This window comes from Brevundimonas sanguinis, from assembly GCF_029636725.1.
Taxonomy (GTDB): domain Bacteria; phylum Pseudomonadota; class Alphaproteobacteria; order Caulobacterales; family Caulobacteraceae; genus Brevundimonas; species Brevundimonas sanguinis.
Genome location: NZ_CP116770.1, coordinates 2,783,347 through 2,798,846, shown reverse-complemented (window position 1 = coordinate 2,798,846; position 15,500 = coordinate 2,783,347). Strand labels below are relative to the sequence as shown.

The 15,500-nt window shown below is 67.3% G+C and carries 18 protein-coding genes; 10 read left to right on the top strand and 8 right to left on the bottom strand.

Annotated features, from left to right (window positions below; genetic code table 11):
* Nucleotides 1-208: 208 nt before the first annotated feature.
* The 6 genes from PIB44_RS13760 to PIB44_RS13735 all read left to right on the top strand — a co-directional run bounded on the left by PIB44_RS13760 (nt 209) and on the right by PIB44_RS13735 (nt 4,019).
* Nucleotides 209-877: a hypothetical protein gene (locus tag PIB44_RS13760; RefSeq protein ID WP_025977754.1), complete on the top strand. Its 669-nt coding sequence runs from the start codon at nt 209-211 to the stop codon at nt 875-877.
* Between the two features lie 89 nt (nt 878-966).
* Complete coding sequence (locus PIB44_RS13755) at nt 967-1,920, top strand: cation diffusion facilitator family transporter (protein WP_278069791.1); 954 nt, start codon at nt 967-969, stop codon at nt 1,918-1,920.
* A gap of 183 nt (nt 1,921-2,103) precedes the next feature.
* The gene (locus PIB44_RS13750; RefSeq protein ID WP_278069790.1) at nt 2,104-3,198 is read left to right on the top strand and encodes a CobW family GTP-binding protein; all 1,095 of its coding nucleotides are present in this window, start codon (nt 2,104-2,106) and stop codon (nt 3,196-3,198) included.
* A complete protein-coding gene (locus tag PIB44_RS13745) occupies nt 3,195-3,407 on the top strand; it encodes a DUF2093 domain-containing protein (RefSeq protein ID WP_025977751.1) in 213 nt (70 codons plus the stop codon). Before PIB44_RS13750 ends, PIB44_RS13745 begins: the two co-directional genes overlap by 4 nt.
* Nucleotides 3,408-3,465: 58 nt before the next feature.
* Nucleotides 3,466-3,705, top strand: coding sequence for a type II toxin-antitoxin system ParD family antitoxin (locus PIB44_RS13740; RefSeq protein WP_134581626.1), 240 nt, complete (start codon nt 3,466-3,468; stop codon nt 3,703-3,705).
* Nucleotides 3,702-4,019: a type II toxin-antitoxin system RelE/ParE family toxin gene (locus PIB44_RS13735; protein WP_253123137.1), complete on the top strand. Its 318-nt coding sequence runs from the start codon at nt 3,702-3,704 to the stop codon at nt 4,017-4,019. Before PIB44_RS13740 ends, PIB44_RS13735 begins: the two co-directional genes overlap by 4 nt.
* A gap of 8 nt (nt 4,020-4,027) precedes the next feature.
* Here PIB44_RS13735 and PIB44_RS13730 read toward each other — a convergent pair whose 3' ends face one another.
* Entirely contained in the window at nt 4,028-4,720 is a 693-nt protein-coding gene (locus tag PIB44_RS13730; RefSeq protein WP_278069789.1) for an alpha/beta fold hydrolase, read from the bottom strand.
* 88 nt (nt 4,721-4,808) lie between these two features.
* On the opposite strand from PIB44_RS13730, the gene PIB44_RS13725 reads away from it, so the two are divergent.
* From PIB44_RS13725 to PIB44_RS13715, 3 genes are all read left to right on the top strand, one after another.
* On the top strand, nt 4,809-5,774 hold the full coding sequence (locus tag PIB44_RS13725; protein ID WP_278069788.1) for a WD40 repeat domain-containing protein: 966 nt from the start codon (nt 4,809-4,811) through the stop codon (nt 5,772-5,774).
* A 40-nt stretch (nt 5,775-5,814) separates the two neighbouring features.
* On the top strand, nt 5,815-6,522 hold the full coding sequence (mtgA, locus tag PIB44_RS13720) for a monofunctional biosynthetic peptidoglycan transglycosylase (protein ID WP_134581622.1): 708 nt from the start codon (nt 5,815-5,817) through the stop codon (nt 6,520-6,522).
* Nucleotides 6,523-6,641: 119 nt separating this feature from the next.
* On the top strand, nt 6,642-8,591 hold the full coding sequence (locus PIB44_RS13715; protein ID WP_278069787.1) for a TadE/TadG family type IV pilus assembly protein: 1,950 nt from the start codon (nt 6,642-6,644) through the stop codon (nt 8,589-8,591).
* A 177-nt stretch (nt 8,592-8,768) separates the two neighbouring features.
* Here the strand turns inward: PIB44_RS13715 and PIB44_RS13710 are convergent, their stop codons facing one another.
* The 7 genes from PIB44_RS13710 to PIB44_RS13680 form a co-directional block, all read right to left on the bottom strand.
* Entirely contained in the window at nt 8,769-9,791 is a 1,023-nt protein-coding gene (locus tag PIB44_RS13710; protein WP_278069786.1) for an isopenicillin N synthase family dioxygenase, read from the bottom strand.
* Between the two features lie 53 nt (nt 9,792-9,844).
* Nucleotides 9,845-10,687 (bottom strand): DUF4908 domain-containing protein, encoded by an 843-nt coding sequence (locus tag PIB44_RS13705; protein ID WP_278069785.1) that lies wholly within the window; start codon nt 10,685-10,687, stop codon nt 9,845-9,847.
* A 48-nt stretch (nt 10,688-10,735) separates the two neighbouring features.
* A complete protein-coding gene (gene phbB, locus PIB44_RS13700) occupies nt 10,736-11,461 on the bottom strand; it encodes an acetoacetyl-CoA reductase (protein WP_025977742.1) in 726 nt (241 codons plus the stop codon).
* A gap of 102 nt (nt 11,462-11,563) precedes the next feature.
* The gene (locus PIB44_RS13695; protein WP_278069784.1) at nt 11,564-12,634 is read right to left on the bottom strand and encodes an NAD(P)-dependent alcohol dehydrogenase; all 1,071 of its coding nucleotides are present in this window, start codon (nt 12,632-12,634) and stop codon (nt 11,564-11,566) included.
* Between the two features lie 5 nt (nt 12,635-12,639).
* Nucleotides 12,640-13,392, bottom strand: a complete 753-nt coding sequence (locus tag PIB44_RS13690; protein WP_278069783.1) for a DUF72 domain-containing protein — start codon at nt 13,390-13,392, stop codon at nt 12,640-12,642.
* A 189-nt stretch (nt 13,393-13,581) separates the two neighbouring features.
* The gene (locus PIB44_RS13685; RefSeq protein ID WP_278069782.1) at nt 13,582-13,956 is read right to left on the bottom strand and encodes a hypothetical protein; all 375 of its coding nucleotides are present in this window, start codon (nt 13,954-13,956) and stop codon (nt 13,582-13,584) included.
* A gap of 222 nt (nt 13,957-14,178) precedes the next feature.
* A complete protein-coding gene (locus tag PIB44_RS13680) occupies nt 14,179-14,961 on the bottom strand; it encodes a hypothetical protein (RefSeq protein WP_278069781.1) in 783 nt (260 codons plus the stop codon).
* 155 nt (nt 14,962-15,116) lie between these two features.
* Here PIB44_RS13680 and PIB44_RS13675 point away from each other — a divergent pair, with 155 nt between their 5' ends.
* The gene (locus tag PIB44_RS13675) at nt 15,117-15,479 is read left to right on the top strand and encodes a hypothetical protein (RefSeq protein ID WP_134581616.1); all 363 of its coding nucleotides are present in this window, start codon (nt 15,117-15,119) and stop codon (nt 15,477-15,479) included.
* Nucleotides 15,480-15,500: the final 21 nt, after the last annotated feature.

Below are 15,500 nucleotides of genomic sequence, written 5' to 3'. Positions count from 1 at the left end.
GGAAGAGTCAACGTGAAACGGACGCCCAAGGGGGCAAAACCCGCCCGAAACGGGTTCCGAGCCGACTCTGTGGCCCTGATGCACGGGCGATGCAAGCGCGTGGGGGACTCCTGGGTCCCTATATAGAAGACGCGACGTGGCGCCGCGGGCGAAGATTCTTCGCCGATTCTTCTCGACTGTTATAAGGTAACACTCTAAGGGAGCGGCCATGTCCTCTCCCGATCTCGCCGAGCCGGTCCTGCTGTCGCTTCTGGGCGGCGGCTTCGTCGCGGCCTTCCTGCACGCGGCCCTGCCGACCCACTGGCTGCCCTTCGTCCTGGTCGGGCGGGCCCAGCGCTGGAGCGTGGCGCAGGTGATGACGACCGTGGTGACGGCCGGCCTGGCGCATATCGCGTCCACGGCCCTGGTGGGGTCGCTGATCGTGGCGGCGGGCCTGGCGCTGAACCGCTGGGTCGAGGGCCTGCTGCCGCATCTGTCGGCGGCGCTGCTGTTCCTGTTGGGCGCCTTCTATCTGGCCAAGGCGTCTTTGAAGCGCACGGCGACCGCCGGCGGCCCGGCCGTGGACGCGGGCGATGGGACAGGACCCGCCGTCTCTGACCGGGCGGCGTTTCTGGGGCTGGTGCTGATGATGGCGGTGACCCCGGGCGAGGTGCTTCTGCCCATCTATCTGTCCTCGGCGACCGAAGGCTTCTGGGCGCTGGGCCTTCTGACGCTGGTGTTTGCGGCGGGAACGGTCTTGGGCATGACCCTGCTGGCCGCGCTGGCGACGGCGGGCTACTCCATCCTGCGTCTGGAGCGGTGGGCGCGCTATGAAGGCGCCATCCTGGGCGGGGCGCTGATCCTGATCGGCTTCCTGGTTCTGACGCATCAGCACTGATGGTGTCTGGTAAGTTATATATTTACAATCAATGACTTGCGGTTGACGAACGTTGACGGCGCGGCGCACGCCAGCCTAGAGGAGGGGACATGGCGCACGATCATGCTCACGACCATGACGGTCCTCCCCACGCCCATTCACACGGCCACGGCCACAGCCATGGCATCGGCGGCCATCATCACGGCCCGACCGACACCGGGGACTGGCGCTACGCCGTCGGCCTGATCGTCAACCTGGTCTTTGTCGCCGTCGAGTTCACGGCGGGCTTCATCGCCGGCTCCACCGCCTTGATGGCCGACGCGGGGCACAACCTGTCCGACGTGCTCGGCCTGGCCATGGCGGGCGGCGCGGCCTGGCTGGCCCGCCGCGCGGCGGGGGCCAGACGCACCTACGGCTACGGCAAGGCGACGGTGCTGGCGGCGCTGGGCAACGCCCTGCTGCTGATCTTCGCCTGCGGCGCCATCGCCTTCGAAGCGGTGCGCCGTCTGGCCGAGCCGGCGCCGGTGGCCTCGGGCGTCATCATCGCCGTGGCGGGGATCGGCTTCATCATCAACCTGGGCACCGCCCTGATGTTCATGAAGGACCAGCAGGACCTGAACGTGCGCGGGGCCTATCTGCACATGATGGCGGACGCCGGGGTCTCGCTGGGCGTGGTCATCGCCGGCGTCGTTATTCTGTTCACCGGCTGGTCCCTGATCGACGGCGTGGTCAGCCTGATCATCGTCGCCGTCATCATGATCGGCACCTGGGGGCTGCTGAAGGACTCCGTCAACCTGGCGCTGGACGCCGCGCCCAACGGCCTGGACGTGGCCGAGATCCGCAGCGCGCTTCTGGCTCTGCCGGGGGTGACGGCGGTGCATGATCTGCACGTCTGGGGCCTGTCGACCACCGACGCCGCCCTGACCGCCCACCTGGTCCACGACCGCCCGGACCCGGACGCCCTTCTGGCCGAGGCGCAAGGGCTGGCGCGCGGCCGCTTCGACATCAGCCACACGACGCTGCAGTTGGAAACGGGCGTCCTGCCCGATTGTCCGGCCTGCTGAGCGTGCTTTCCTCCCCATGCAATGGGGAGGGGGTCCACGAAGTGGTGGAGGGGCTTACGCCAGCGGCGCCAAGCGGCCCCTCCGTCTCGTCGGCTGCGCCGCCGATCCACCTCCCCATTTCATGGGGAGGAGAGGCCGTCGAACGTCTTCCATTTCCGCCTTCAACGCGCCATCTAGCGAGCCATGACCCAGAAGACACCCGTGACCGTCCTCACCGGCTACCTCGGCGCCGGCAAAACCACCCTGCTGAACCGCATCCTCACCGAGGACCACGGCAAGCGCTACGCCGTCATCGTCAATGAGTTCGGCGAGATCGGCATCGACAACGACCTGGTGGTCGGCGCCGACGAGGACGTGTTCGAGATGAACAACGGCTGCGTCTGCTGCACGGTGCGCGGCGACCTGATCCGCGTGGTCAACGGCCTGATGAAGCGCCAGCGCCCCGGCAAGCCCGCCTTCGACGCCATCATCGTCGAGACCACCGGCCTGGCCGACCCCGGCCCGGTGGCCCAGACCTTCTTCGTCGACGACGAGGTCAAGGCCAAGACCCAGCTGGACAGCGTGACCGCCCTGGTCGACGCCAAACACGTCATGGCGCGTCTGGACGACTCTAAAGAGGCGCGCGAGCAGGTCGCCTTCGCCGACCGCATCATCCTGAACAAGATCGACCTGGTGGACGAGGCCCAACTGGCCGCCGTCGAGGCCCGCCTGCGCGCGCTGAACCCGCTGGCCCCCATCGTCCGCGCCGAGCGCTCCAACGTGCCGCTGGACCAGGTGCTGGGCCTGCACGCCTTCGATCTGGACCGCATCCTCGAGGTCAAGCCGGACTTCGTGAACCCGCCCCACGGCGCCGAGGGCCACGTCCACGACGAACACTGCGGTCACGGGCATGACCATGCCGAGGACCATGTCCACGACGAGCATTGCGGTCATGACCATGACCACGATCATGCGCACGGCCCGCGCGGTCACGCCCACAACGACGACATCAAGGGCGTTTCCCTGACGCTGGACCGTCCGCTGAACGGCGCCAAATTCACCGCCTGGCTGGACAAGCTTCTGGGCGAGCAGGGCCAGAACATCCTGCGCGCCAAGGGCATCATCGACGTTCAGGGCGAGGACCGCCGCCTGGTCTTCCAGGCCGTGCACATGATCCTGGAAGGCGACCTTCAGCAGCCCTGGGGCGAGAAGGAGCGCCGCTGGAGCCGCGCGGTCTTCATCGGCCGCGACCTGAACGAGGCCGAACTCAAGGCCGGGTTCGAGGCCTGCGCGGCATGAACCCGCCGCCCCGCCCGCGCGCAGAAGCCAAGCTGATCTACGGCACGCCCGAGTTCGAGATCGTGCAGCACGGCGACCACGTCCGCTGCGCCGTCTCAGGCGCGCCGATCCCGCTGGAGGCGCTTAACTACTGGAGCGTCGAGCTCCAGGAGGCCTACGCGTCCGGCGAACTGATGACGAAGCGCTGGGTCGAGACGCAGAAGTCGTAGGCTATTTCGGGCGCAACGCCGCGCTTGCCATTTTTTGCCATCAGCGTAGGCTCCCCTCATGAGCACGATGAATATCTCGCTGCCCGATCCGATGAAGGCCTTCGTCGACGAACAGGTTGCGGAGCGGGGCTATGGCTCCTCGAGCGAGTATGTCCGTGATCTGATCCGCAAAGACGGGGATCGGCAGAAGCTGCGCAGTCTGTTGTTAGTCGGCGCTGAATCCGGCCCGACCGAGCCTGTCGATGCAGCCTATTTCGAAAGCCTGAGGGCGCGTATCGCCAGCCGTCGCCCGGCGTGAAGACCAAGGCTGTCATTCCGCGCGAACAGGCCGCACACGATATCGACCAGGCGTTGGACTACTATCTCGAGGCAGCGGGCGATGTCGTCGCCAGCGCTTTCGTTGATGCGCTTGAACAGGCTCTGAACCACGTCGCGCGGCATCCGGCCTCCGGTTCGCTTCGATATGCTCATGAGCTTGATTTGCCGGAACTGCGCTGCTGGCGGGTCTGCGATTATCCCTATCTGCTGTTCTATGTAGAACGCGAAGACCACATCGACCTGTGGCGCGTTCTGCATGGCGAGCGCGACCTGCCGGTCTGGATGCGAGCGTAAAGTCAGGCTTAGGACGCCAATCGTTCCGCCAGCCACTCGGTCATCACCCGCGCCAGCGTCTTCGGCTGTTCCAGCGGGATCATGTGGCCGCTGTGCGTCACCGTCTCCAACGTCGAGCCGGAAATCCCCCGCCGCAGTTCCTCGGCCTCTTCCCGGCTGCGCAGCCGATCCGTATCCGCCGCCACGATCAGCGTCGGCTGAGCAATCTCGCCCAGTCGCTCCAGATCGCCCGCCCGCGCCATCGCCGACTGGCGGTGAAACACCTCGCCGCCCAGCCGCAAGCCCATGTCGCGCACCCGCGCGATCATCGCCTCATCGTTCGCCAGATCGGGGTGCAGGGACGAGACGATGGCCGGCCGGCTCAACCCTTTAAAAGCCCTCGGCGGCGCCTTCAGGGCCGAGCGCCGCTGGCGGATCAGCTCTTCGGTATCCCCGCGCGCCGAGGTGGCGATCAGGATCAGGGCCTCGACCCGCTCCGGCGCGATCCGCGCCAGCTCCCGCGCCACATAGCCGCCCATGGAGAAGCCCACGGCGACGAACCGCTCCGGCGCATCGGCCAGGATGGCGGCGGCCATGCTCTCGATATCCTCGCCCCGGCTGAGGTCGGTGGCGACCAGCGGGCCGAACGGGGCCAGGTCGTCCGTCATGGCGTCCCACAGGGTCGCATCGGCCATGAAGCCGGGAATGAGCAGCAGGGTCATGCCATCCTCATAGACCCGCCACGCGACAGACGCGACGGGGGAGGTTATGAGGCGCATCCGACTTCTCCTTCGCCCTGCGTGAGCCGACATGACGACCTTCTCCTTCGACGCCCAGGTCACCGCCGCCCTGTTCGACAAGACCGGCGCGATCTTCGCCCTGGGCGACGGCTCGGTGCGGTTCGAGAGCGGCGCCCGCAGCGAGGTCCATGACGGCGCCGTCCTGTGCGCCTGCGTCCACCCCTCGGGCGAGGGGATCGTCACCGGCGGCGACGACGGCAAGCTGGTCTGGAGCCGCGAGGGCGAGGCCGTGCTGCTGGCCCAGACCAAGGGCCAATGGATCGACGCCGTCGCCGCCTCGGCCGAGTCCGGCCTGATCGCCTTCTGCTCGGGCCGGACGCTGAGCGTGCTGGACAGCAAGGACGTGGCTTTCCGCCGCGCGTTCCAGCACGAGCGCACCGTCTCGGGCGTGGCCTTCGACCCCAAGGGCCGTCGCATCGCCGCCTCGACCTATGGCGGCGCCTGGCTGTGGTACGCCCGCATCGAGCAGCAGCAGCCGACCAAGCTGGCCTGGGCCGGGTCGCACCTGGCGGTCGGCTTCTCCACCGACGGCGCCTTCGTCGTCACGGCGATGCAGGACAACCAGCTGCACGGCTGGTGCCTGAAGGATCAGAAGAACATGCGGATGGGCGGCTATCCGTCCAAGATCAAGAGCTTCGCCTTCCTGGCCAAGGGGCAGCTGCTGGCCACCTCGGGCGCGCAAGGGGTGGTGCTGTGGCCCTTCGTCGGCGCCAACGGGCCGATGGGCCGCGAGGCGACCGAGATCGGCTATGACGAGACGACCCTGATCGCCCAGGTCGCCGCCGCCCCCGCCCACGGCCGTCTGGCGGCGGGGCTGGAAGACGGGCGCGTCTGGTGGGCCGATCCGGCCGGGCGCGGCCTTCAGTTCGTCAAGCAGGACAAGGGCGCCCCCATCACCGCCCTGGCCATGAGTTCGGGCGCCGCCCGCATCGCCTGGGCGGACGAGGACGGCCACGCGGGCGTGGCCTCGCTCTGATCGGCCTTGCGCTGAAGCTTGGCTGAGGCAGGATGACGGCATGACCCGCGCGAAACACCGCAAGCGCCGCCCGCTTCTGACCCTGTTGCTGATCCTGGCACTGTTCCCTCTGGCCGGGGTGGCGGTGCACCGCTTTCTGCCGCCGCTGGCGACCATCCTGATGGTCAAGCAGGCGGCCGCCGGGCACGGCATGGACTATCGCTGGCGCTCGCTGGACCGGATCTCGCCGCGTCTGGTCGAGGCGGTGATCGCCGCCGAGGACGCCCGTTTCTGCCAGCACCACGGTTTCGACGTCGAGGCCATCCAGAAGGCGCTGGAAGCCAATGAGCGCGCCGAGCAGAACGGCTCGGGCCGCGTCCGCGGCGGCTCGACCATCAGCCAGCAGACCGCCAAGAACGTCTTCCTGTGGCCCGGCCGCGACTGGGTCCGTAAGGGCCTGGAGGCGGGCTACACCGGCCTGATCGAGATCGGCTGGGGCAAGCGGCGGATCATGGAGATGTATCTGAACGTCGCCGAATGGGCGCCGGGCGTCTATGGCGCCGAGGCCGCCTCGCGCCACTGGTTCAACAAGAGCGCCGACAAGCTGACCGCCAGCGAGGCCGCCCGCCTGGCCGCCATCCTGCCCAGCCCGCGCCGCTACAAGGCGGCCAATTCCGGCCCCTACGTCCGCCGCCGCGCCGCGCGCATCCAGGCGGCCATGGGCACGGTGCGCCAACAGGGTCTGGACGCCTGCGTCGACCGCCGCTGACGCCAGCCGCGGCAACCCGCCGTTAACCGTGAACTTGGGGCCAAGCCTTAACGCACCCGCGTCATGCTGGGATCGACTGCGGGCCGGTGCGTCCGCGCGCGACACGGCGGGATTTCACGGTGAAACACGGTCTGAAACGAGCAGGACGAGGCCTTCGCCTCTTCGTCCGCCGCCTGATGCGCCAGACCCAGGGCAATGTCGCCCTGATGTTCGCCATCGCCCTGCCGATCCTGATGATGATCACCCTGGGCGCCGTCGACCTGCACCAGGCCTCCAAGGTGAAGGCGGAGCTTCAGGACGCGCTGGACGCCGCCGCCCTGGCCGCCGCCCGTTCGGTCTACAGCGACAACGTCAATATCAACCGGGTCGGCATGGCCGCGCTGAAGGCCAATATGCCGCGCTATTTTCGGGCGGGCTCTGACGACACCGCGACCTTTGTCCTGGCCAACAACCGCGTCACCGGCGAGGCGCGCGTCAATGTGAAGGTGCTGGTCGCCAACATCCTCCTGCCGCCCTACGGCAAGCTGCTGGACGACTACCTGCCGGTCGGCAGCCGCTCCGAAGTCCTGCGCGCCTCGCGCAACGTCGAGGTGGCGATGGCGCTGGACATCACCGGGTCGATGGACAACTGCACGCGCAACTGCCCGCCGACGTCCAAGCTTCAGGACCTGCAGGCGGCGGCCAAGGATCTGATCGACATCGTGGTCCAGGACCAGCAGACGCCCTTCTACTCCAAGGTAGCGCTGGTCCCCTATGCGGCGGGGGTGAACGTCGGATCGCTGGCGGCGCAGGCGCGCGGGCCGCTGGACAGCACGACCCGTTCCGTCACGGCCGCGACGTGGGTGAGCGGGACGGTGCGCACCATCTCGAACATTTCGCGGGCCTCGCCGACGACGATCACCTCCAACGGCCACGGCTTCGTCACCGGCGACCGGGTGGTGCTGTGGAACGTCCAGGACATCCCCGCCCTGAACGGCGTTCCCTATGAGGTGGCGAGGATCTCTAACAACCAGTTCCAGCTCAGGACGCTGTCGGCGTCAAACGCAGCCTCCAGCTATCAGGGCTCGTCCACCAGCACGACGAAATCGGCCTATGTCGCCAAATGCGTGCGCAGCGACTGCGGCCTGACGGTCACGGTCGGCGGTCACGGCCTTTCGGTGAACGACCATGTCCGCCTGACCAGCATGGGCGGCCTGGCCCAGTTGAACGAGGCGGGGTTCCGCGTCGCGAGCGTCAGCGGATCGCAACTGGTTCTGAATTCGACGCGCAGCCTGGGTCTGGCCCAGACCTCAAAGGGCGGCGTCTCCTATTCCGGCGGCGGTCAGCTGATGAACGGGCGCGACGGCGCCGAATGGCGCGTCTTCTCCACGGCGGACGGCTACATCAACGTGCTGCCCTCCAGCACCTGCGTCAGCGAGCGCGTCGGCGTCGAACGCTATACAGAGGCGCGGCCGTCCACCGCCTATGTCGGCCGCAGCTATCTGGACTCATCCAACGCCTGTCCCAGCGCCGCCATCACCCCGCTGACGGCCAGCGCCACCACCCTGAAGACCAAGATCGACCAGATGCGCGGCGGCGGCTCGACGGCGGGCCAGATCGGCATCGGGTGGGCCTGGTACATGCTGTCGCCCAACTTCGCCTCCCTGTTCGACGGGGCGGGCAAGCCCGGCGAATACGCGCCTTCGGAGACGCTGAAGGTGGCCATCCTGATGACCGACGGCGAGTTCAACACCCCCTTCCGGGACGGCGTCATCGCTCTGGACGCGGGATCAGGCAGCGGCGCCCTGAACACCCACATCAACCTGAACTCGTCCAACGGCGACCCCTTCATTCAGTCGGTCGAGTTGTGCCGGGCCATGCAGGCCAGGGGGGTGGTCGTCTATACGGTCGGCTTCGACCTGGGCAGCGACACCGGCAAGCCCAATGTGGTCGACAGCGCTCTGGACGTGATGCGCCAGTGCGCCACCAGTGAGCAAACCCACTTCTTCGAAGCCAACAGCGGCGCCGATCTGAAGGAAGCCTTCCGCGCCATCGGCCGCGACATCACCCGCCTGCGCATCGCCCGCTAAGGCAGGGCGGGGCGGATTTCTCCTCCCCATGCAATGGGGAGGTGGATCGGGCGCGTCAGCGACCGAGACGGAGGGGCCGCTGGGTTCGTCGGTCGCGACGCCCCTCCACCGCTTCGCGGTCCCCCTCCCCATGGGCATGGGGAGGAAAAACCTCGGTCATACCCGCGCCTCCCCCAATCAGATCAGGCGGATTTCCTTGAGCCGCTCGGTCAGGAAGTCCTCGGCCAGGATGGTCTTGCCGGCATAGCGGTCCGGGTTTTCCGGGGTGACCGTCGAGGGCAGGGTCTCGATCGAGAAGTCCGGGTTGAAGTGCAGGAAGAAGGGCGTCGAATAGCGGGCGAAGCCGCGACGCTCGGGCGCCGGATTGACCACGCGGTGCGTCGTCGACGGCAGGACGTGGTTGACCAGCCGCTGCAGCATGTCGCCGATGTTGACCACCAGGGCGCCCGGCGGCGGGGCGATGTCCAGCCACTCGCCATCGGAGTCCTTCAGCTGCAGCCCGGCCTCTTCGGCGCCCAGCAGCAGGGTGATGACGTTGATGTCCTCATGGGCCCCCGCGCGCACGCCCTCGGCGTCGGCCGGGATCGGCGGATAGTGCAGCAGGCGCAGCACGCTGTTGCCCAGCTGGACCTTGTCCTCGAAATAGGCGTCGTCCAGCTTCAGATAGCGGGCGATAGCCTTCAGGATGCGGCGGCCCAATTCGTCCAGACCTTCGTACAGGCCATAGACGTGCTGGCGGAAGCCTTCGATCTCGGTCGGCCAGACGTTGTCGCGCATGTATTGGCGATAGGGGTGGCCCTCCGGCAGTTCGCGGCCGGTGTGCCAGAACTCCTTCAGGTCGACCGCCTTGGCGCCCTTGGCCGCCTCGACGCCGAAGGGGGTCAGGCCGCGCGCGCCGCCGGCGCCGGGCTGATGATACTGGCGCTTCACGTCTTCGGGCAGGGCGAAGAAGGCCTTGGCGTCGTTGACGGCGGCGTCGATCAGCCCCTGATCCAGGCCGTGGTCGGCGATGACCGCGAAGCCGTAGCGGGAAAAGGACGCGCCCAGGGCGTCCGAGAAGGCCTGGAAGTCGGCGTCATAGGCCTTCATCGACACCGGGACGATGGCGCGGGTCTTGGCCTGGTCCTCGGCGGAGACGGCGGTGAGGGGAGAGGTCACTGTGAAATCAGCCTCTGTGATGGTGAGTATGGCCGCCCTCATACGCCCAATGGGGGCGAAAGGGCAGATGGCGAGGTTGGGCCTTTGGTCCCAGGTCAGTCCTGGGGGATCACGGCCCGGATGACGCGGGCCGAGGACGGCCGCCCGGCGATGCCCCGGCGCGGATCGACCACCACGCGCAGGTCGCCGCCGGAATAGGTCACCGACGACCGCTGCCCTTCGACGACGGTGATGCTGCGCAGCCGCTCCAGGAAGGGGCGGGCGCTGGGCGAACGGGCGATGCGCACCACGGCGTCGGTGGTGACGATCAGGGCCTCGATGCACAGGGCCTCGGACTCCTGGCCGTCCACATTGATGCGGACCAGCCGACCCATGGCCTCGGACACCAGGCCGCTGCGGCGCGCCATCAGGTTGAACATCTGCACCGGCCCTAGCGAGGGCGGGGCCAGGCTGACCGGCGGCCCTGCCAGCGACACCGGCGAGCCGCCCGGCGCGCGCGTCGTATAGACGGTGATGCCGCCGCCGGCGGTGACGCGCAGCACCTGATCGCCGGCGTCGTTGCGATAGATGGTGTCGCCGCGCGGCGCCGAGGACGGGCGAAGGGCCCAGGTCTCCGTCGAACGCTCGAACCGCAGCAGGGTCAGCGACCCGGCCTGATCCAGCACAAAGGCCTGCCCCGCTTCGGAGACATAGCGTCCGGGCGGCGGGGTGGTGCGGATGACCGACTGGTCGCGGATGGCCCGGCTTTGCTCGGCCTGGGCGTTGGAGCGCAGCTGGGCCTCGGCTTCGCCCGGCGCCATGCCGCAAGCCAGGACGACGGCCAGCCCGGCCGTGGCCCCGCTGCGGCGCCAAGAGCGCGCGCAGACGCCCCCCGCGACACGAGGCGTCGCGAGGACGACAGGCGGCTTCTCCGCCACGGCTTGGACCGCAGACCTCATGCCTTCAGAGGTGATATGCCCGCACGGCGGATTTTGGGCGAACGCAGCTTATCCAACCAGGTACTGCCCGCCGTTGAGCGACAGGGTGCACCCTGTGACATATCCGGCACGCTCGCCCGACAGCCACGACACCATGTCGGCGATCTCCTCGCCCTTGCCCAGGCGGCCGACGGGAATCTGGGCCACGATGGCGTCCAACACCTTCTGGTCCATCGCCCCGACCATTTCGGTGTCGATATAGCCCGGCGCGATGCAGTTGACGGTCACGCCCTTGCGCGCGTTCTCCAGCGCCAGCGCCTTGGTGAAACCGATCATCCCGGCCTTGGCGGCGGAATAGTTGGTCTGGCCGATCTGGCCCTTCTGCCCGTTGATCGAGGAGATGTTGACGATGCGGCCGAAGCCCCGGTCGCGCATGCCGTTGATCACCTGGCGCGTCATGTTGAACACGCTGTCCATATTGACGCGGATCACGTCGGACCACTGATCGGCGCTCATCTTGTGGAAGAAGCCGTCGCGGGTGATGCCGGCGTTGTTGACCAGCACGTCGATGGGGCCGAAGCGGTCCTCCACTTCCTTGACCGCCCGTTCGCAGTCCTCGAACGAGCCGACGTTGCCCTTCACCACCATGACGCCCAGCTCGCGGGCGGTGGCCTCTGCGGCCTCGGTGTTGCCGGAATAGCCGGCCGCGACCTGCAGCCCGTCTTCCTTCAGTCGCTGAACGATCGCCTTGCCGATGCCCCGGGTGCCCCCGGTGACGAATGCGGTACGCGTCATGACGTCTCCCTGATCCTGTGCGGCGGCCGTCGCGGGCGCGACGCCGTCCGCCTCCCTTGGACGCCAGCCTTAGCGCGGCGCGCGTCGAACGAGAAGACGGGGTTACGCCGTCGCGGCCAGGCGGCCCATGTCGATGACGAAGCGATAGCGCACGTCCGACCGCTCCATCCGTTCATAAGCCTCGTTGATCTGGTCGGGGGCGATCACTTCAATATCGCACACGATCCCGTGTTCGCCGCAGAAGTCGAGCATCTCCTGCGTCTCGCGGATTCCGCCGATCAGCGAGCCGGCGATGCGGCGGCGCCGCCACAGCAGGGGCATGGCGAAGACCGGCAGCCCCTCGGTCGTCAGCCCCAGCATGACCATGGTCCCGTCGCGCGCCAGCAGATTGACGTGGCTGGCGATCTCATGCGTGGCCGACACGGTGTTGATGATCAGGTCGAACTGCTCGGCCGCCGCCTTCATGGCGTCTGCGTCCGAGTTGATCAGGAAATGCCGGGCGCCCATCCGCTCGGCGTCGGCCTTCTTGCGGTCCGAGGTCGACAGCACCGTCACTTCGGCGCCCAGGGCGGCGGCCAGTTTGACCGCCATATGGCCCAGGCCGCCCAGGCCGATCACCGCCACCTTCGACCCCGGTCCCACGCCCCAGGTCTTCAGCGGCGACCAGGTGGTCACCCCGGCGCACAACAGCGGCGCCGCCGCATCCAGCGGCAGGCTGTCAGGAATCTTCAGCACGAAGGCCTGGTCCACGGTGATGCGATCGGAATAGCCGCCCTGGGTGATCGTCTGGCCGACGCCTGCGCCCTTCGGATCGCGCGAGCCGTAGGTCTGGGTCATGCCCGGTTCGCAATACTGCTCCAGCCCCTCGCGGCAGGCCGAACAGGTGCGGCAGCTGTCGACCATGCAGCCGACGCCGACGCGGTCGCCTTCCTTGAAGCGCGTGACGTTCGCGCCCACCGCCGTCACCACCCCGGCGATCTCGTGGCCCGGCACGATGGGATAGCGCGTCCCGCCCATGTCGTTCTTCACCACATGCAGGTCCGAGTGGCAGACGCCGCAGTATTTGATCTCGATCGCCACGTCGTCCGGCCCCGGATCGCGCCGTTCGAAGCTATAGGGGCCCAGCGGCTGGTCGGCGGCGGTGGCGGCGAAGGCGCGTGTGGGAATGGGCATGAGGTTCAGTCCTTCAACTTGGCGATCAGCGCCTGGGCCGCGGCGGGGTTCCGCACCTTGGCCCCCGAAATGAAGTAGGCGAAGACGTCCCCCCGCCCGGCCCAGCCGCGCGCCTGTTTCGCCACGGCGTCCAACTCGCCCGAGGTCATGCCCGTCGGTTCGTCCTCGCGGCTGGACATCAGCCGAGCGTAGGTAAAGTCCGCCGTCGCCTCGTCGATCTGCGGCCAGGTCGGCTCTTCGTCATCGACGGCGTAGACGATGGCCGCCCCATATTTGCGCGCCAGATCATAGAACTGCTCGGTGGCGAAGGTCGGATTGCGCACCTCCAGCGCGTGACGCAGCCGCACCCCGTCCTTCTCCTTCGGCAACAGCTTCAGAAAGCCCTCGAAGTCCTCAGGCTGGAACGTCTTGGTTCCCATGAACTGCCAATTGATCGGCCCCAGCTTGTCGCCCAGCCCCGTCAGCCCCTGCGACAGGAACCGCTCGAAGCTCTCGGCGCCGTCGGACAGCACCTTGCGATTGGTGCAATAGCGGCTGGCCTTGACCGAGAAGACGAAGCCGTCCGGCGTCTCATCGCGCCACTTCGCCCAGCTGTCGGGCTTGAAGGTCGAATAATAGGTGCCGTTGATCTCGATCGAGGTCAGCGCCCGGCTGGCGAACTCCAGCTCCCGCTTCTGCACCAGTCCCTGCGGATAGAAGACCCCCCGCCACGGCTCGAATGTCCAGCCGCCGACGCCGATATGGATGGATCCCGCCATGACCTAGCCTCCTGATGCAGGCCGCTTTGATCGCAGAAATCACCGGCGGCGGCTATGGAAAGCGGATGGACGGAGCGTTTGAGAAGGGTGGCTTAGCGGTGGTTCTCGGGGGAGCACCCGCTCGTTGGCGACTTGCAGGCCGCCAAGCCTCTTAAATCGTGTGGCTACACGCGATACGTCACGTTCGCCTCAACCGCCAGAGGCGTTACGTCGTTTGAACGCTTCTACAATCCAATACAGGATTGCATACTCCGCGATAAAAATCGGGGCTAAGGCGAGAGGAACTTTGATGCGTCCGGGCAGCTCGATTAGGAATATTGCACTAAGGTTGATCGCTAGTGTGGCGATTACCATCGCTATAAACCATTTATGGAAAGCGATATCCCAGTTTGTTTCTATGAGGAGCGAGATCGTGGAAATGGATATTGCAATTAGCAGCGACTCTTCTGCACTAAAGAAAAAAGTGCTGATGATAAAAGCAGTGAGAGGAATAAGGGCGTCAAACGCGAGATTTTTGGCTTTTATTGATTTCTTTTTAACGATGCGACTTTCGTCATTTTTCATGTTTTTGAGTCATGTTTGGTAATTAGGCTTAGCGAAGCGCAGGGCAGATAGGTCTCTGAAGCCTTGCTGGGTGCGATGTGCGAACCTTTGCCGACGGGGGTTTTGTGATCACATTGGCGCGAAGGCCTACGTAGTGGAAGTCAGCAAATGATCTTGCAGCGAAGTCCGCCTCAAGTCAGCTTTTGGACATTGAGCGCACCAATCAAACGGGCCGCGCCCCCCTCAGCCTGAAACGCAATCTCCCGCCGCGCCGAAGACCACCGCGCGCGGATCGGGCGGGCGCAGCCGGCCCAGCACGTCGCGGCGGCTGGGCGGCCGGCCCCAGCGGGTGAAGCCCAGGCCGTAGCGCCTCAGCGTCGCCTCATGCGGAAGCCACAGCGAATGGCGCGACAGCCAGGCCGCGCGCGGCGTCGTCTCGCCGGGGATGGTCACCTGGGTCTGAATGTCCGACAGCCCGATCTGGGCGGCGGCGCACGCCAGAATGCCGGGGTCGGCGCCCCGCGCGGCGTAAAGGGCGCGCAGCCGTCGCGCGCCCCGGGCGATTTCGTCCGGAACGGCCTCGTTCAGCGTTTGATAGTTGGCCTCGATCACCGGCGAGGAGTGATGGAAGCTGACGAAGCCCGCCCGCTCTATGGTGCGCGTCGCCCCGGCGGCGAAGATGGCGTTGGCGCAGGCGGAGGTGCACTGGCCTCGCACCGTCACCGGCAGGCGCCGCGCCAGGATCACCTCGGCCGCGTCCAGCGCGGCGTTCTCGTCGCCGCCGCCGCTGTCGATCACCAGGCCCTCGACGCTTTCGTCCGACAGGGCCAGGGCCAGGGCGGCGCCCGAGGCCGGGCTGAAGGCCCCGCGAAACACCACGCGCGGCCCCTCGCGCGACAGCAGCCACTGGGGCCGCGCCGGGCCGGCGGACATTTCGGTCGTGGCTGGCGATGCGGGCGACGCCGTCGCCGCCTGCGGCGAGGCGACGGCGATCAGGGCGGAGGTCACGGCGGCGATCAACGACACAGGCTTATGAGCCTCCTTGCAGGACCGCCACCATGCGCCCGCCTAGGCGTCTGTGTCCAAGCCAAAGATGAGGGCCCGGCGCCGCGCCCCGTGGCGAAGAGGTTGGCCTCCCCGCCAACTCGTGCATAGTGATGCTCGACAAACGGAGGTCGGTTATGTTGTTGGCGGTTCTGTTCTACGGCGTTACGGCGTTTGGCGGCCAGACGGGGGCCCAGCCCGCGCCGCCGTCCAACCATCAGGTCATCCGCCCCAGCGCCGACCGGGCGGACCCAACCATGTGGCGCTTTCAGGACATGGATGATCGCCGCATGATCGACGAGATGCGCCGCGAGCGCGTCCGACAGAACTACGAAGCCGCCGTGATCAATCAGCGCCGGCTGCTGGCCGACGAGCTGGACAAGCTGATCGCCGCCAATGAATGCGGTCAGGCGACGGACCTGGCCCAGCGCGCCGGCTATCGCGACATCCGCGAAGGCGTCGCCAGCGCCTGTCAGGCCAGGGCCGGTTCGAGCTCCTAAGGCTTCGTCGCCGATTTAAAC

Bases quoted from the DNA above. Each gene is read 5' to 3' on its own strand.
- phbB (WP_025977742.1), bottom strand. From the start codon at position 11,461: ATGACGCGTACCGCATTCGTCACCGGGGGCACCCGGGGCATCGGCAAG.
- PIB44_RS13760 (WP_025977754.1), top strand. From the start codon at position 209: ATGTCCTCTCCCGATCTCGCCGAGCCGGTCCTGCTGTCGCTTCTGGGC.
- mtgA (WP_134581622.1), top strand. From the start codon at position 5,815: ATGACCCGCGCGAAACACCGCAAGCGCCGCCCGCTTCTGACCCTGTTG.
- PIB44_RS13730 (WP_278069789.1), bottom strand. From the start codon at position 4,720: ATGACCCTGCTGCTCATTCCCGGCTTCATGGCCGATGCGACCCTGTGG.
- PIB44_RS13725 (WP_278069788.1), top strand. From the start codon at position 4,809: ATGACGACCTTCTCCTTCGACGCCCAGGTCACCGCCGCCCTGTTCGAC.
- PIB44_RS13690 (WP_278069783.1), bottom strand. From the start codon at position 13,392: ATGGCGGGATCCATCCATATCGGCGTCGGCGGCTGGACATTCGAGCCG.
- PIB44_RS13755 (WP_278069791.1), top strand. From the start codon at position 967: ATGGCGCACGATCATGCTCACGACCATGACGGTCCTCCCCACGCCCAT.
- PIB44_RS13740 (WP_134581626.1), top strand. From the start codon at position 3,466: ATGAGCACGATGAATATCTCGCTGCCCGATCCGATGAAGGCCTTCGTC.
- PIB44_RS13745 (WP_025977751.1), top strand. From the start codon at position 3,195: ATGAACCCGCCGCCCCGCCCGCGCGCAGAAGCCAAGCTGATCTACGGC.
- PIB44_RS13705 (WP_278069785.1), bottom strand. From the start codon at position 10,687: ATGAGGTCTGCGGTCCAAGCCGTGGCGGAGAAGCCGCCTGTCGTCCTC.
- PIB44_RS13710 (WP_278069786.1), bottom strand. From the start codon at position 9,791: ATGAGGGCGGCCATACTCACCATCACAGAGGCTGATTTCACAGTGACC.
- PIB44_RS13685 (WP_278069782.1), bottom strand. From the start codon at position 13,956: ATGAAAAATGACGAAAGTCGCATCGTTAAAAAGAAATCAATAAAAGCC.
- PIB44_RS13695 (WP_278069784.1), bottom strand. From the start codon at position 12,634: ATGCCCATTCCCACACGCGCCTTCGCCGCCACCGCCGCCGACCAGCCG.
- PIB44_RS13675 (WP_134581616.1), top strand. From the start codon at position 15,117: ATGTTGTTGGCGGTTCTGTTCTACGGCGTTACGGCGTTTGGCGGCCAG.
- PIB44_RS13750 (WP_278069790.1), top strand. From the start codon at position 2,104: ATGACCCAGAAGACACCCGTGACCGTCCTCACCGGCTACCTCGGCGCC.